This window comes from Acidobacteriota bacterium, assembly GCA_026707545.1.
In the GTDB taxonomy this organism is placed as follows: Bacteria; Acidobacteriota; Thermoanaerobaculia; order Multivoradales; family Multivoraceae; genus Multivorans.
The window spans coordinates 2,759,620-2,773,642 of the sequence record JAPOWR010000001.1 but is presented as its reverse complement, the minus strand read 5'-3'; the positions used below and the strand labels follow the sequence as shown (position 1 = coordinate 2,773,642).

Below are 14,023 nucleotides of genomic sequence, written 5' to 3'. Positions count from 1 at the left end.
CGCTGACCAACGTCCCAATGCCCGACGACGTCCAGCTGGGATCCTCCTCCCGGAAGCGCTCCAGGCGGCTGTAACCGAAGCCGCATCCGACCGTGAACGCTCCACTTACGCGAATTCCGGTACAGTGGCGCGCATGTGTACGGGCGCGGAACCGGGGTGGCGAAAGTGAGCAGCCGGCCGCTGCTGGCGGCGGCCGAGGGGGAGCGGGACCGCAAGGCGGAGCACATCCGGCTGGCGCTGGATCGGCGGATGCAGGTCGAGCGCAGCTACTTCGACGACTACCGGTTCGAGCACCGGGCACTGCCCGAGATCGACTTCGAGGACGTGCGGATCGGTAGCGAGTTCCTGGGTAGGGAGTTGCGGTCGCCATTGCTCATCTCCTGCATGACGGGCGGCACCGGGGTGGCCGAGCGGATCAACCAGCGCCTGGCCGAGGCGGCGGAGGCGGAGCGGGTCGCTCTTGGCGTCGGCTCGCAGCGCAAGGCGATCGACGATCCGGAAACGGCGGCGACGTTCCGGGTGCGGGAGTTCGCACCCAGCGTGCCGATCCTGGCCAACCTGGGTGCGGTGCAACTGAACTACGGCTACGGCGTCGACGAGTGCCGTGTGGCGGTCGACATGGTCGAGGCGGACGCCCTGGTGCTGCACTTGAACGCGCTGCAGGAAGCGCTGCAGCCGGAGGGGCAACTGAACTTCCGGGGCCTGTTGCCGAAGATCGCGCGTGTGGTCGAGGCGCTGGACGTGCCCGTCGTGGTCAAGGAGATCGGTTGCGGCATCTCGGCCGCTGTTGGCCGCGAGCTCGCCAATGTCGGTGTCCGCATCCTGGACACGGCCGGTGTCGGCGGCACGAGCTGGGCCCGGATCGAGGCGGCCCGGGCCGACGAGGTGGCTCTCGGCGAACGCTTCGCCGACTGGGGGCTGCCGACGCCGGAGTCGATCCGCCAGTTGGCGGCGGTCCCGGGCGTCCAGGTCATCGGTAGCGGCGGCATCCGCTCCGGGGTCGACGCGGCGAAGGCGCTGGCCCTCGGCGCCGACATTGCCGGCATGGCGTTCCCGTTCCTGGAGGCGGCCAACGCCTCGACCGACGCGGTGGTCGACCGGATCGCCCGCACCGCCTTCGAGTTGCGGGTCTGCATGTTCTGCACCGGCGCCGCCGACCTTGCGGCGCTGCGCCGCGTGCCGCTGCCGCGGGAGACGGGCGATGCCTGACCGGCTGGACGCCGAACTCGAGGCGGCGGCGATCGAGATCGCCGGCGGGGAACGCGGCTTCCATCGGCCGCCGCCGGGACTCGACGCGGCCGGGAAGGCCGCGGTCCGGCGCCGCGCTCTCGAACTGGCGAGCGGCAGCGAGGCGCTTGGAGCCATTGGCGGCTACACCCTGGATGATGAACGCGCGTCCAGCCAGAACTGCGAGAACTTCATCGGCGCCGCTCAGGTGCCGATGGGCGTTGCCGGGCCGGTTCTCGTCCGCGGGAGTGAGATCGACGGCACGGTCTGCGTGCCGATGGCGACGACCGAGGGAGCCCTCCTCGCCAGCGTGAACCGCGGTTGCCGGGCAATCACGGCGGCGGGCGGTGCCACCGTCTTCGTCGAGGACGTGGGCATGACCCGGGCGCCGGTCTTCCGCACCACGGGAATCGAAGACACCAGGCGGCTTCTCGAATGGCTGGAAGCGAACGAGGAGAGGATCCGCGCCAAGGCGCACGAGACGAGCCGCTTCCTGGAGCTTCGGGAGATTCGGCCGTCGGTCGTCGGCAGCACGGTGTTCCTGCGCTTCCGCTTCGCCACCGGGGACGCGATGGGCATGAACATGGTCACGATCGCCTGCGACCGCCTGGTGTCGGAGTTGATCGAACCGGAGACCGGCGTCCAGTGCGTCGCGCTGTCCGGCAACTACTGTGTCGACAAGAAGCCCTCGGCGGTCAACTACCAGCTCGGCCGCGGCAAGCGGATCCACGCGGAAGTCGTGCTCGACGAACTCACCGTGCGCAAGGTGCTCAAGTCGGAAGCGAAGGCGCTGCAGGACGTCGCCTACCGCAAGAACCTGCTCGGCTCCGTCGCGGCCGGTGCGCTCGCCTTCAACGCCCAGTTCGCCAACGTGCTGGCGGCGGTGTTCGTCGCCTGCGGCCAGGATCTCGCGCACGTCGTCGAGGGTGCGATGGGCGTGGCTTCGTTCGAAGCCCGCGAGGACGGCTCGGTCTACGCGTCCGTCTACATGCCGGACGTGCCGCTGGCGGCGATCGGCGGCGGCACCGGTCTCGACACCCAGCGAGAGGCGCTCGAGGTGATGGGCGTGCAGCCCGATCCGGACCGGCCGGGAGCTGCCGTGCGGCGACTGGCCGAGATCGTCGGCGCTGTCGTCCTGGCCGGCGAACTGTCCCTGACCGCGGCGTTCACGTCGCGCGACCTGGCGCGCGCCCACGAGCGGCTCGGTCGCTCGAGCGCGGCGAGCGCCGGCTGAGCGCCGCCCATGGCCGACACCGGATCGGTGCGGCTGAGCGTGCCCGGCAAGGTGATCCTGATGGGCGAGCACGCCGCCGTGTACGGCCGGCCGGCGGTGGTGGCTGCGGTCGATCTGCGGCTCGAAGTAGAAGCGTCTCTGGGAGAGAGGATTCGACCCTTGGGCCGCGGCCGGGTGACTCTCGACCTTCCCGACATCGACGTGCTGGAGGAGAGTACGTGGCAAGAGGTGGAGGCGTTTACCGACGACGCGCGTCGGCGGTGGCGGGCGTACGAGGCGGGCTGCGAGCCCTTTCGGTCGGATCGCGAGCACGCTTCGTTGGTCCGGATCGCGGTCGGAGAGGCATTGGCGTCGCTGACACCAGCGGCGTCTGCCCGGTTGCGGGAGCGGTCGCTCGACCTGCGGCTGCGATCGGCGATTCCGGTTGGGGCGGGTCTCGGCAGTTCGGCGGCGGCCGCCGTGGGCGTCGTCGCCGCCGTGCGTGCGGTGTCGGGCGGCTTCGATCCCGCGGAACAGGAACGGGTTGTGATCGAGAATGTCGCGCTGGAGGTGGAGCGGCGGCAGCATGGCTTCCCGTCGGGCATCGACACCGGAACGGTCCTGCGTGGTGGTGTCGTCCTGGTGCGCCGCACCGGCGGCGCCCAACGGTTCGACGACTTGCCAAGACCGGAGTGGCTTCGGCTTGAGATCGGGATCGTGGACAGTGGCGCTCCCGATCAGACGACGGGCGCCGTCGTGACGACCGTACGCCGGCGGTACGAGGAGGAGCCCGAGCAGGTTGGCGCGGTGCTCGACCGGATCGGCGAGGCCGTCGAGTCCTTCCGGGTTGCGGTCGTTACGGACCGGCTGTCGGATGCGTCGGCGGCGGTGGCCGCGGCTCACCGCGCCCTGGTCGATCTCGGTGTAGTACCGCCTGCCGTCGCGGAGCGGATCGCGCGCGTCGAAGCGGCCGGCGGCGTTGCCAAGATCTCCGGTGCCGGTGCCCTCGACGGCGAGTCGGCGGGCGCGCTCGTGTGCATGCTCGGGGGACGCGATGCCGGGACGGTCGAAGGCCTGTCGGACCTGGTAGCGGTCGATGCGCCCATCGGTGGCGACGGGTTGCGGTTCGAGGACTGATTCGTCCGCGCCCCAGGACGGCTGGACGGCGGCTGTAGGCTCGGCAGCGAATCATGGAAACCCCCTTTGAACCGGCTCGCGAACCCGGTCCAGTGACCGCCGAAGCGCCGTCGAACATTGCCTTCATCAAGTATTGGGGCGCCCGCGATCTCGAGGAACCGGTGCCCTTCAACCGGTCGTTGTCGATGACCCTCGATGCGTGCCGGTCGGTCTGTTCCGCATCGCCGCTGGCCGAAGGCGAGGAGGACGAAATCTGGTGGCTGGACAAGCCGGCCGGTGGCCGTCCGGGCCGGCCGGCCGCACCGCCGCCGGCCTTCGTCGAGCGCACGAAGCGTCATCTGGACCGGCTGCGGGAGTGGTCTCGCCAGACAGCCGCACCCTACGCGGGCGGGTTCCGCATCGCGACGTACAACACGTTCCCGACGGCTGCGGGGATCGCTTCGTCGGCCTCCGGTTTCACCGCGCTGACACTCGCCGCCACGGCCTGCATGGGATTCGACCTGGCGCCGCGCACACTCTCCGAGCTGTCGCGGAGCAGCGGTTCGGGATCGGCCGCCCGCTCCGCCTGGGGTGGCTATGTCGAGTGGCCGGATGGGGACGGCAACGCGGCAGTTCAGATCCTGGACGAGCGGGCGTGGGAACTCTGCGATCTGATCGCAGTCGTCGAGACGGGCGCAAAGAAGGTGTCGTCGCGGGACGGACACCGGCGAGCCGAGAGCAGTCCGTACTTCGCGCCTCGCCTCGCCGCGCTGGATGGGAGGCTCGAGCGTGTCCGCGCCGCGCTCCATGCCCGTGACTTCAGGGCGCTCGGCGAGGTGGTCGAGGAGGAGGGGATCGACCTGCACCTCATCGCGATGTCCTCCCGGCCGCCGGTCTACTACTGGTCGCCGGGGACGATCGAGGTGCTTGCGGCGGTGCGCGGCTTGCGGGCCGACGGCGTGGCCGCCTACGCGACGATGGACGCGGGCGCCAACGTTCACGTGATCTGCCAGCCGGCGGACGCAGAGCAGGTGGCGGAGCGGCTGGAGGCGCAGGGCAGCGTCCAGTACGTCGTGCGCGACCGGACCGGGGGCCCGCCCGTGTGGCGGGGCGGCGCCGACCTCTGATCATGGTCCGACGATCGCAGCCGGAGACGGGCAGCAGGCGCGGTCGGTTGAGCGTGACCCTGGTCAAGCTCGGCGGCAGCCTGATCACGGACAAAGCCAGACCGCGGTCGGTCGAGAGGCAGCGTCTGGGGCGACTGGCTGCCGAGATCGCGGCCGGCCGGCCCCGTGGCGGGCTGATCGTCGGTCACGGCAGCGGCTCCTTCGGTCACCCGGAGGCGCGCGCCGCGGGCCTGGTTGGAGGCGTCGGCGGCCGGCGACTCGAGACCCCGGCCGATCGGATGGGCATCGCCCGTACGCAGGCCGCGGCGCAGGCCCTGCACCGAGTCGTCGTCTCCAGTCTGATCGATGCCGGCGTGCCCGCGTACTCCCAGCCGCCGTCCGGCTTCCTGGTCGCCCAGGATGGAGAGCCGTGCGGCGATCCCCCCGCGCCCCTCGCCGAAGCTCTGAGGCTCGGCCTGGTGCCGGTGACGATGGGCGACGTGGCCATCGACCGCCGGCGCGGAGCGGCGATCGTCTCGACGGAGACGGTGTTCGAGTTCCTGGCCGGCAGCCTGCCAGCGCTCGGGATCGACGTTCGGCGCGCAGTGTGGCTTGGTGCTACCGCCGGCGTCCTTGACGGCGGCGGACGGCTGATTCCACGCATCGACGCGACGAACATCAAGGCGGCGTCGGCGTCGGCCGGCGGTTCGGCGGCGGTCGACGTGACGGGTGGCATGGAGCATCGCCTGGTGACGGCCTGGCGTTTGGCCCGGGGCGGCGTCGAGTCGATGATCATCGACGGCCGCGAGCCGGGACTGCTTCAGTCGGTGCTCCGGCATCCGGGCGAAGTCGCCGAAGGCGCCGGTACACTCGTCTGTTCCAGACCGCGATGACCATGCGCGCCAGCAGCACCGTCGAGGACTACCTGAAGTGCATCTTCCGGGCCGAGCAGGAGGCGCGGCAGGCCGGTAGGGACCTCGTGCCCATGGGTCGCATCGCGGCCCTGCTCGAGGTGGCGCCGGCCTCGGTTACTGCGATGATGAAGACACTGGCCGAGTCGGGTCTGATCGCCTACGAGCCCTACAGCGGTGTGCGGCTGGAGCCCGCGGGCCGCAAACTTGCGGCGCATGTACTGAGGCGGCATCGGCTGGTCGAGCTGTTCCTGGTCAGCGTGATGGGATTCGACTGGAGCGAGGTCCACTCCGAGGCCGAATTGCTGGAACACGCGGTTTCGGAGCGGATGATCGAACGGATGGACGAGATGCTGGGCCGCCCGGCGGTCGACCCGCACGGCGACCCGATCCCCAGCGCGGACGGCCACATCGAGGTTGTGGATCATCCCAGCCTTCTGAAGTGCCCGCTGAACTGCACCGTCGAGGTAGTGCGGGTCACCGATCAGGACGCCGAGTTCCTGCGCTTCGCCGAGCGTGAGGGTCTGGCGCCGGGCAAGTCGGTCGAGGTCGCTGCGCGGGACGAGACCGCGGGCAGCGTCGCCGTGGTTGCGGGGTCCCGACAACTCAGCCTGGGCTTTCCGGCGGCGTCCAAGGTCCTGGTGCGGGAGGCGCCGTGAAGCGACGCTAGGAGGCTGCGCCGCAGAACGCCGCGAAGCGAGTTCTGCGACGCTGCGTCCTGGCAAGGTGGGGGCTGGGGCCAAACACGGAGTCTGCGACGGGTTTGGCGGCTCTAGTCTGCGGTGGCCCCGTCGGTCGGGCTGACCACGAACAGCGGATCGCCCCCGTCGACGGTTTGACCGACTTCGACCAGGAGCTTTTCGAGGCGGCCGTCGATCTCCGACTGGATTTCGTTCTCCATCTTCATCGCTTCGAGCACGAGGACGCCCTGACCCGCGGCGACGTCCTCGCCTTCGGCGGCGAGCACCGCCGTCACGCGACCGGGCATGTACGCAGTGGCCTCGAACGCGCCGTCCTCGGCCTGCTGTGCAGCGGTCGCCAGGCCCCGTGACCGGGGGTCGATCACGCGCAGTTCAGCCCCGTTGACGACGTAGACACCCTCGCCGAGCGCGCGGACGCTCGCCGTGGTCTGCCGCCCGTCGACGATGACACTCAGCACGTCCGGCCGGCCGACGGTTGCCGCGTCGACCCGGTACTCGCGACCGTCGATGGCGATGGTCCAGTCGCCGTTCTCCCGAGCCTGGGCTTCGACGGCGACTTCCCGCTCCGCGCTGGAGACGATCAGTTCCACGTCGTTCCCCTCCGGCTTTCGCGGCGTGCCGCGAGTTGCCAGTTCGAGCGGGCCGTGGCACCGATCGATGTCGCCGCGGCGCCGTTCGGGGACGTGCGCCCGAGGTGGGCGAGGACCGCCGCAACGACAGGCAGATCCGCCTCCAGCGTGTCTTCGCGCGGAGTAGGCGCCCGGAGGTCCCCGTTCTCCAGCTTGCGGTCGAGCATCGAGATGTCCATGTTGCCGGCCAGGAAGTCGTCGTCTTCTAGCAGGAGTTCGAACAGGGCCAGGTTGGTGCGGATGCCCTCGACCCGGGTCTCGGCGAGGGCCCGGCGCAACCGGGCCAGGGCCTGGGGGCGATCGCGGCCCCAGACGATCAGCTTGGCGAGCATGGGGTCGTAGTGGATCGTGACCTCGGCTCCCTCGTAGACGCCGCAGTCGTTTCTGACACCTGGACCCTCGGGCAGGCGGAGCAACTCGATCTTCCCGGGCGACGGTGCGAAGCCGCGAAACGGATCCTCCGCGTACAGGCGAACCTCGACCGCGTGGCCACGTGGTTCGATGCCGCCGAGCAGGGCCTCCGGTAGCGGCTCGCCGGCGGCGATGTCGAGTTGAGCGGCAACGATGTCGACGCCGGTGACCAGCTCGGTCACCGGGTGCTCGACCTGAATCCGTGTGTTCATCTCCAGGAAGTAGAACTCGCCGTCGGAGTCGAGAAGGAACTCCACGGTGCCGGCGCCCACGTAGTTCACGGCCTCGGCCGCACGCACCGCGGCCTCGCCCATGCGCCGGCGCAGATCCGTATCGACGACCGGCGACGGCGCTTCCTCGACGACTTTCTGATGGCGGCGCTGAAGGGAGCACTCCCGCTCGCCGAGCGACACGATGCGGCCGCTGTGGTCGCCCAGTACCTGGATCTCGACGTGGCGCGGACGTTCGACGAAGCGCTCGACGTAGACCGAGGGATCGTTGAAGCTGGCGCCGGCTTCGGACGATGCGCCGCGGAACGCGGCCCCGAGTTCCTCTTCCTCGTGGACCAGGCGCATGCCCTTGCCGCCGCCGCCGGCCGAAGCCTTGAGCATCACCGGATAGCCGATCTTTCGCGCCGCGGCGCGCGCCGCCTCTGCATCGGCCAGCGGTTCGGTGCCGCCGGGCACGATCGGAACGCCGGCGGCTCTCATCAGGCGCCGGCTCTCGATCTTCGACCCCATCGCCGCGATCGCCTCTGACGACGGCCCGATGAAGGTGACGCCACGTTCCTCGCACCGGCGGGCGAAGTCGGCGTTCTCGGACAGGAAGCCGTAGCCGGGGTGAATCGCGTCGGCGCCGACCCGTGATGCGAGGTCGACGATCTTCGGCGCCCGGAGGTAGCTTTCGATCGACGGCGCCGGTCCGATGCAGTGCGCTTCGTCCGCCATCTGCGTCGCCAGGCCGTCGCGGTCCGCCTCGGAGTAGACGGCGACGGAGACGATGCCCCGTTCGCGTAGCGCCCGGATCACGCGCACGGCGATCTCGCCGCGGTTCGCGACCAGCACCTTCTGTAACCGGTTCGTCATGCCAAGGGTCAAATCCTAGGGGCTTGCGCCGTAGAACGCTACGTGTGAGTCGAGGCGCAAGCCCGTGGGAGAGGACGGGATGGGCCGAAACACCGAGTTGCGAGGGGTTTCGGGGCGCTAGCCCCGAAAGCCGCCGGAGGACCGAAAGCCCTACGACACATGGGAGTTATAGTCTTCTCTCCATTCGGGAGGAGAGACGATGAACATCGACAGGAGTCTCGGACACGACGGCGGCAGGGGCGAGAACTGGGGGCCGCTGGTAACCAGGAAGTCACTCATGCGGGGTGGTTTGGCGGCGTTGCTAGTGGCTCCCTTTTCGGCGTCGTCCCTTGGCGCCGGGCGCGGACAGGAATCGGACGACGAAGGCACCGAGGCTTCGGACCGGACGGAGGGTGGGGGTGCGACCGACAGTGAGATCGTCCTCGGCGTGTCCGCCGCGTTTTCGGGCCCGTCGAGGGGCCTTGGCGCGGAGCTGTACCGCGGCGCCACCGCCTACTTCAACCACGTGAACGACAACGGCGGCATCGAGGGCCGCCGGATCAGCATGAAGCTGTACGACGACGGGTATCAGCCCGACCCGTGCGTCCAGAACACGATGAGGCTCATGCTGGAGGACAAGGTGTTCCTGCTGTTCGGTTATGTGGGAACGCCGACCGTGACTCGCGTGTTGCCGATTCTCAAGAAGTTCCAGAACGAGAGCATCTTCCTGTTCTTCCCGTTCACCGGCGCTCAGCCGCAACGTGAGCCGCCCTACGGCGACTTCGCCTTCAACCTGCGGGCTTCCTACAACCAGGAAACGGCCGGCCTCGTCGACAACCTGGTGCGCATCGGCAAGCGGCGGATCGCGGTCTTCTACCAGATCGACGCCTATGGTCGCAGCGGCTGGGCAGGAGTCCGTGCGGCCCTGGACAAGCACGGCGAGAAGCTCGCCGGTGAAGCGACGTACAGCCGCGGGGAGAAGTTCACCGGCAGCATGCGCAAGCAGGTGGAGATCCTGCAGGGCGTCTCGCCGGATGCGGTGATCTGTATCGGAGCCTACGCGGCGTGCGCCGCGTTCGCCCGCGACGCGGTCGATCTCGGGCTGAACGTTCCGATCGCCAACCTGTCCTTCGTGGGCAGCGAGAATCTCCTCAAGCTCCTGACGGAGGGCCGCGACGACGCCGACAGGTACACGCGGCTACTGATCAACTCCCAGGTTGTCCCCAGCTACGAGGACACGTCGATTCCGGCGGTCAGGGAGTACCGCGAGCTGATGGCCCAGTACGACCCCCAGGTCCCGCAGGAGCTGATCCAGGAGGAATACGCGCCCTTCGCGCACAGCTTCGGCAGTCTCGAGGGATTCCTCAACGCCAAGCTGCTCGCGGAGATCCTCCGGCGGCTCGGGCCGAACCCTGACCGGGCAGGACTGGAGGAAGCCGTGTTCTCGGTTCGCGACTTCGACCTCGGGATCAGCGAGAAGGTCTCGTTCGGTGCCGACCGGCGCCAGGGGCTCCAGATGGTGTACCACACTGTCGTGGAAGACGGCCGATTCGTGCCGCTGGACGACTGGGGAGCCAGGTTCGCGTGAGATGAAGATCCGCAGGCTGTTCCAGAAGACGAGGTTCGGCATCTTCGCCGTCTTCGGCCTGATCGTCCTGTCCACGTCCATTCTTTGTATCTACACCGTCGACACCCAGTTGTCGGCGGAGTACGAGATCAACACCCAGAACATCGCCAAGACGATCGCGGACTCGAGCGCCGGCATCCTCCTGAACCAGAATCTCGCCACTCTGCAGTCGCTGGTCGATCAGTTTCTCGAGATCCAGGGCATCAGGTACATCTACATCACCAGCGAGACGGGCGAGTTCCTGGCCCATACCTTCGTGCCTGGCATCCCGGAAGAGATTCTCCAGAGTGACCACGCCAGCACGGAGCTGGTCGAACGGAGTCTTCCCGGGATGGGAGACTTCATCGAGGTCGGCAGCCCGATCCTGGCGGGCGTCGCTGGCACGGTCCACGTGGGCATGGACCTGGATGTCGTGGCGCTCAAGATCCAGAGGGCGATCGGACAGCAGGTCTACCTGATCTGCGTCATCCTCGTGCTCGGCGTGCTGGCCTCGATCTGGTTCGTCAATCTGGCCGCGAAACCCCTGGCCGATCTGCTGGCCTATGCGGTGGACCTGGCCAGGGACGGCGAAACGGAAGATCTTGCCGAGCGCGACATTCTCGTGCGGGAGGATGAGGTGGGAGACATGGCGCGCCTGTTTCTTCACGTTGCGCGGCGCGGTACACGGAGCGGCACGCCGCCCGCGGCTGAAGGCGTCTCCGCACCGGAGTAGGACGACGGGCATGCGAGTCCCGAGAACCGTCATCGCGCTGCTGTGCACGACGCTGCAGTTGTGCTTCGGCACGGTCTACGCGTGGAGCTTCTTCCAGACGATGCTCGTCCGGCAGGTGGGATGGACCTTCTCGCAAACGGCCTGGGCCTTCAGCATCACGATCTTCTCGCTCGGCGTCTCAGCGGCGTGGGCCGGGCAGGTTCTGCCGCGGATGGGTCCGCGCAAGCTGGCCCTGATCGGCAGCGTGATGTTCTCGGCCGGTTACGTGATCGCCGCCGGTGCCCTGACTCTGGACCTCCTGCCGCTCTTCTACGTGGGCTACGGGGTGATCGGCGGCGCCGGCATCGGTCTGGGTTACGTCACCCCGGTGGCGACGGTGGCGAAGTGGTTTCCGGACCACAAGGGGCTGGTCACCGGAATCGTCGTGATGGGCTTCGGCGTCGGGGCGTTCCTGCTCAGCAAGGGCCTGGCGCCCCTGCTGGTCGTACGCACCGGAGATGACCTGGCACAGGTCTTCCTGTGGCTGGGCATCATCTTCGCCTGCCTGCTGATCCCCTGCAGTCTGTTGCTGAGCGATCCGCCGCCGCCGGCGGCGCCGTCCGCTGCCGCGGCGCCGTCCGGTGGGGATGCGGCCCCGGACGATTCACCGGCCATCAAGTCCTACCTCAGCTCCCAGCAGTTCGTGGTCATGTGGGTCGTCTTCTTCTTCAACATCGCGGCCGGGATCACGGTCATCAGCTTCCAATCGGAGCTGTTGCAGGAGGTGTGGGGGCTTTCCGATCCGTCTCTGGAGCCGGCGACGCTCGCCGAGTACGGCGCCACTCTCATCGCGATCAGCTCGCTGTGCAACGGTGTCGGGCGGCTGTTCTGGGGCCTGCTCTCTGACCGCATCGGTCGGGTGAAGGTGTTCCGCATTCTGCACGCGAGTCAGATGGTCGTCTTCGGCGTGCTGATGACGGAAACCAACCCTTGGGTCTTCTCAGCGCTGGTCTGCTACGTCCTGCTCTGTTTCGGAGGTGGTTTCGCTACTATGCCACCCTTCGTGCTCGACGTGTTCGGACCGAAGAAGATGTCGGCGATCTACGGTGCCGTGCTCACTGCTTGGGCGGCGGCCGGAATCGTCGGTCCGGTGTATCTGGGCTACCTGAAGGACGTCTATCCGGACCGGGCCGTCATGTACTGCTTCCTGGTGGGCATCCTGATGCTGGGGGGCGGCTTCCTGTTCTGCTACCTGCTGACGGACAATCGGATCAGGCTGGGCCGTCCGACCCTGGAGGGGACGCTCCGGGAGTACGGAATCCCGGTGCCCACCAGGACGTAGCGCCTGGGAGCCCCAAGGCTCCAACCACTTCGACCCGTGTTCACGCCGCTCTTCAGATCGCTTCGCCCCGCCCAGTGGAGCAAGAACGTGTTCGTTCTCGCTCCGGCGACGTTCGCGGGAGGCCTCACGGAACCGGAAACGGTCGCCGCCTCAGTGGTCGCGGCGCTGGCTTTCTGCGCCGCCGCAAGCGCCGTGTATCTGTTCAATGACCTGGTGGACCGCGAACGCGACCGGCGGCATCCCACGAAGAGGCTTCGGCCGGTGGCTTCCGGGGCGGTGGGCGCGGTGCCCGCGTCGGTGGCCTGCTCGATTCTGGCGCTGCTCGCCGGGGGCACGGCGTGGACCCTGAACGGCCAGACGACGTTGCTCGTTGCCACCTACCTGGCGGTCAATCTCCTGTACACCTTGTGGCTGAAAGAGATCGTGATCGTCGACGTGATGGTCCTGTCGAGCGGCTACGTGATCCGGGTACTGGCCGGGGCCTCGGCGGTCGGGGCCACGGTGTCGGCCTGGTTGCTGCTCTGTACCGTTTTCCTGGCGCTGTTCCTGGGCTTCTCGAAGCGACGGCACGAGCTCGTACTGCTCCCCGGCGAGGCCGGAGAGCAGCGGGCGGTCCTGACGCACTACAGCCCGACGTTCCTCGATCAGATGATGAGCGTCGTGACCGCGTCGACGCTGCTGTCCTACGCCCTCTACACGACGGCGGACGACACGGTTGCCCGCTTCGGTGCCTACAGCCTGGTCTGGACGGTTCCCTTCGTGCTGTTCGGCATCTTTCGGTACCTATACCTCATCCACCAGGCGGAGAACCCGAAGCAGCGCAATCCGACCGAGCTACTGCTGTTCGACGTCCCGTTCCTGGTCAATATCGGGCTCTACAGCCTCACTGTGCTCGTGATCGTTTACGTCAGTGGCCCGGCGGAGTAGCACCAGTACCCAGGGAAGCGACAGCAGGCCCACGATGACGGCGAACCAGAGAGTCGCCGCGCGGACGATGACGGTCGACGCCATGGCGGCGTCGAGAGCGACTCCCTGACGCTCCAGTAACAGGACCAGGGACCCCTCGGTGGCGAGCAGACCTCCGGGGAGCATGGAGGCGGCGCCGGCGATGCTGGAAGCGGCGTAGTCGAACACCGAAGCGAGCATCGGGACCGCAGGTTCGTAGTGCCGGACGACCAGCGCGCAACCGATTCCCTCGGCCGCCCAGGCGGTCGTGGAGAGCGCCAGGCCGACGAGGAGCATCCGTGGTTCGACGAGGCGGTTGAACGCCTGGTGGATGTCGACCAGCATCGCCGCGCGTCCCGCGCCCAGGCGTGTCTTCGCCAGCATCGGCATGAGGCGGTCCGTGAGGGGTCGGTAGACCAGGGCGATCACTGCGGCGGCCGCCACGAGAACGATCGTCGCGGTGAACGATCGTTGTCCGGTGAAGACCACGACCGAGGACGCCAGCAGCAGCAGGACCGCGATGACGTCGAGGAGCCGTTCGGTGACGACGACGGCGACGACGGGGCGGGCCCGATACGCGCCGAACTCGCGCGCCATCCATGCCTTCGCCAGTTCGCCCGCCTTGCCCGGCGTCACCGCCAAAAGGAAGCCGGTGAGGAAGATCGCCAGGCTCCGACCGATGGGGAGTCGGACATCGAGGCGATGGAGGTAGACCTGCCAGCGGATGAAGCGGAGACCGTAGTTGACCGCGGACAGAAGCAGCACAAGGGTCAGCACGCCGCCGTCGAAGCCCCCGATGAGATCGCGGATTTGGTCGAAATCGCCGACGAATCCAAGCGCTGCGAAGGTCACGACGCCGAGCAGGAGGAGGATGAGAAGACCTCTCCCGATGCCGCGGAACGGCTTTGTCGGGTCGGCGGCGCTCGGACGGTGGCGGGAGACCGGCACGGGAGGCGGCATGGACGGTAGCAGCTTCTCGGCCGTACAGGACAAGGGGCCGCCGTGAGTGCGGTTCACTGTGGAACCGTTAAGCTGATCCC

13 protein-coding genes are annotated in these 14,023 nt (G+C 68.3%); 10 read left to right on the top strand and 3 right to left on the bottom strand.

Features of this window, described 5'->3' with window-relative positions; all coding sequences use genetic code 11:
• Window positions 1-165 precede the first annotated feature (165 nt).
• From fni to OXG83_10990, 6 genes are read left to right on the top strand one after another with little or no spacing between them, the layout of a single operon-like run.
• A complete protein-coding gene (gene fni, locus OXG83_11015) occupies window positions 166-1,209 on the top strand; it encodes a type 2 isopentenyl-diphosphate Delta-isomerase (GenBank protein MCY3965559.1) in 1,044 nt (347 codons plus the stop codon).
• The gene (locus OXG83_11010) at window positions 1,202-2,461 is read left to right on the top strand and encodes a hydroxymethylglutaryl-CoA reductase (GenBank protein ID MCY3965558.1); all 1,260 of its coding nucleotides are present in this window, start codon (window positions 1,202-1,204) and stop codon (window positions 2,459-2,461) included. The genes fni and OXG83_11010 overlap by 8 nt, the downstream gene beginning before the upstream one ends.
• Window positions 2,462-2,470: 9 nt before the next feature.
• A complete protein-coding gene (locus OXG83_11005) occupies window positions 2,471-3,577 on the top strand; it encodes a hypothetical protein (GenBank protein ID MCY3965557.1) in 1,107 nt (368 codons plus the stop codon).
• A gap of 53 nt (window positions 3,578-3,630) precedes the next feature.
• Window positions 3,631-4,683, top strand: a complete 1,053-nt coding sequence (gene mvaD, locus OXG83_11000; protein ID MCY3965556.1) for a diphosphomevalonate decarboxylase — start codon at window positions 3,631-3,633, stop codon at window positions 4,681-4,683.
• Between the two features lie 53 nt (window positions 4,684-4,736).
• Window positions 4,737-5,555, top strand: coding sequence for an isopentenyl phosphate kinase (locus OXG83_10995; protein MCY3965555.1), 819 nt, complete (start codon window positions 4,737-4,739; stop codon window positions 5,553-5,555).
• 2 nt (window positions 5,556-5,557) lie between these two features.
• The gene (locus OXG83_10990; protein ID MCY3965554.1) at window positions 5,558-6,232 is read left to right on the top strand and encodes a metal-dependent transcriptional regulator; all 675 of its coding nucleotides are present in this window, start codon (window positions 5,558-5,560) and stop codon (window positions 6,230-6,232) included.
• Window positions 6,233-6,345: 113 nt separating this feature from the next.
• Here OXG83_10990 and OXG83_10985 read toward each other — a convergent pair whose 3' ends face one another.
• Both OXG83_10985 and OXG83_10980 read right to left on the bottom strand, forming a co-directional pair.
• On the bottom strand, window positions 6,346-6,864 hold the full coding sequence (locus OXG83_10985) for a biotin/lipoyl-binding protein (GenBank protein MCY3965553.1): 519 nt from the start codon (window positions 6,862-6,864) through the stop codon (window positions 6,346-6,348).
• Window positions 6,855-8,399 (bottom strand): acetyl-CoA carboxylase biotin carboxylase subunit, encoded by a 1,545-nt coding sequence (locus tag OXG83_10980; protein ID MCY3965552.1) that lies wholly within the window; start codon window positions 8,397-8,399, stop codon window positions 6,855-6,857. The genes OXG83_10985 and OXG83_10980 overlap by 10 nt, the downstream gene beginning before the upstream one ends.
• A gap of 199 nt (window positions 8,400-8,598) precedes the next feature.
• Between OXG83_10980 and OXG83_10975 the strand changes: the two genes are divergently transcribed.
• The 4 genes from OXG83_10975 to OXG83_10960 all read left to right on the top strand — a co-directional run bounded on the left by OXG83_10975 (window position 8,599) and on the right by OXG83_10960 (window position 12,965).
• Window positions 8,599-9,966, top strand: coding sequence for an ABC transporter substrate-binding protein (locus tag OXG83_10975; GenBank protein MCY3965551.1), 1,368 nt, complete (start codon window positions 8,599-8,601; stop codon window positions 9,964-9,966).
• 1 nt (window position 9,967) lies between these two features.
• Window positions 9,968-10,717: a hypothetical protein gene (locus tag OXG83_10970; GenBank protein MCY3965550.1), complete on the top strand. Its 750-nt coding sequence runs from the start codon at window positions 9,968-9,970 to the stop codon at window positions 10,715-10,717.
• A 10-nt stretch (window positions 10,718-10,727) separates the two neighbouring features.
• On the top strand, window positions 10,728-12,038 hold the full coding sequence (locus OXG83_10965) for an OFA family MFS transporter (GenBank protein MCY3965549.1): 1,311 nt from the start codon (window positions 10,728-10,730) through the stop codon (window positions 12,036-12,038).
• Window positions 12,039-12,125: 87 nt separating this feature from the next.
• Entirely contained in the window at window positions 12,126-12,965 is an 840-nt protein-coding gene (locus OXG83_10960) for a decaprenyl-phosphate phosphoribosyltransferase (GenBank protein MCY3965548.1), read from the top strand.
• Here OXG83_10960 and OXG83_10955 read toward each other — a convergent pair.
• Window positions 12,873-14,000 carry a lysylphosphatidylglycerol synthase transmembrane domain-containing protein gene (locus OXG83_10955; GenBank protein ID MCY3965547.1) on the bottom strand — a complete coding sequence of 376 codons (1,128 nt, stop codon included), beginning with the start codon at window positions 13,998-14,000 and terminating at the stop codon, window positions 12,873-12,875. The genes OXG83_10960 and OXG83_10955 overlap by 93 nt on opposite strands.
• Window positions 14,001-14,023: the final 23 nt, after the last annotated feature.

Bases quoted from the DNA above. Each gene is read 5' to 3' on its own strand.
- OXG83_11010 (MCY3965558.1), top strand. From the start codon at position 1,202: ATGCCTGACCGGCTGGACGCCGAACTCGAGGCGGCGGCGATCGAGATC.
- OXG83_10990 (MCY3965554.1), top strand. From the start codon at position 5,558: ATGCGCGCCAGCAGCACCGTCGAGGACTACCTGAAGTGCATCTTCCGG.
- mvaD (MCY3965556.1), top strand. From the start codon at position 3,631: ATGGAAACCCCCTTTGAACCGGCTCGCGAACCCGGTCCAGTGACCGCC.
- OXG83_10965 (MCY3965549.1), top strand. From the start codon at position 10,728: ATGCGAGTCCCGAGAACCGTCATCGCGCTGCTGTGCACGACGCTGCAG.
- OXG83_10980 (MCY3965552.1), bottom strand. From the start codon at position 8,399: ATGACGAACCGGTTACAGAAGGTGCTGGTCGCGAACCGCGGCGAGATC.
- OXG83_10970 (MCY3965550.1), top strand. From the start codon at position 9,968: ATGAAGATCCGCAGGCTGTTCCAGAAGACGAGGTTCGGCATCTTCGCC.
- OXG83_10975 (MCY3965551.1), top strand. From the start codon at position 8,599: ATGAACATCGACAGGAGTCTCGGACACGACGGCGGCAGGGGCGAGAAC.
- OXG83_11005 (MCY3965557.1), top strand. From the start codon at position 2,471: ATGGCCGACACCGGATCGGTGCGGCTGAGCGTGCCCGGCAAGGTGATC.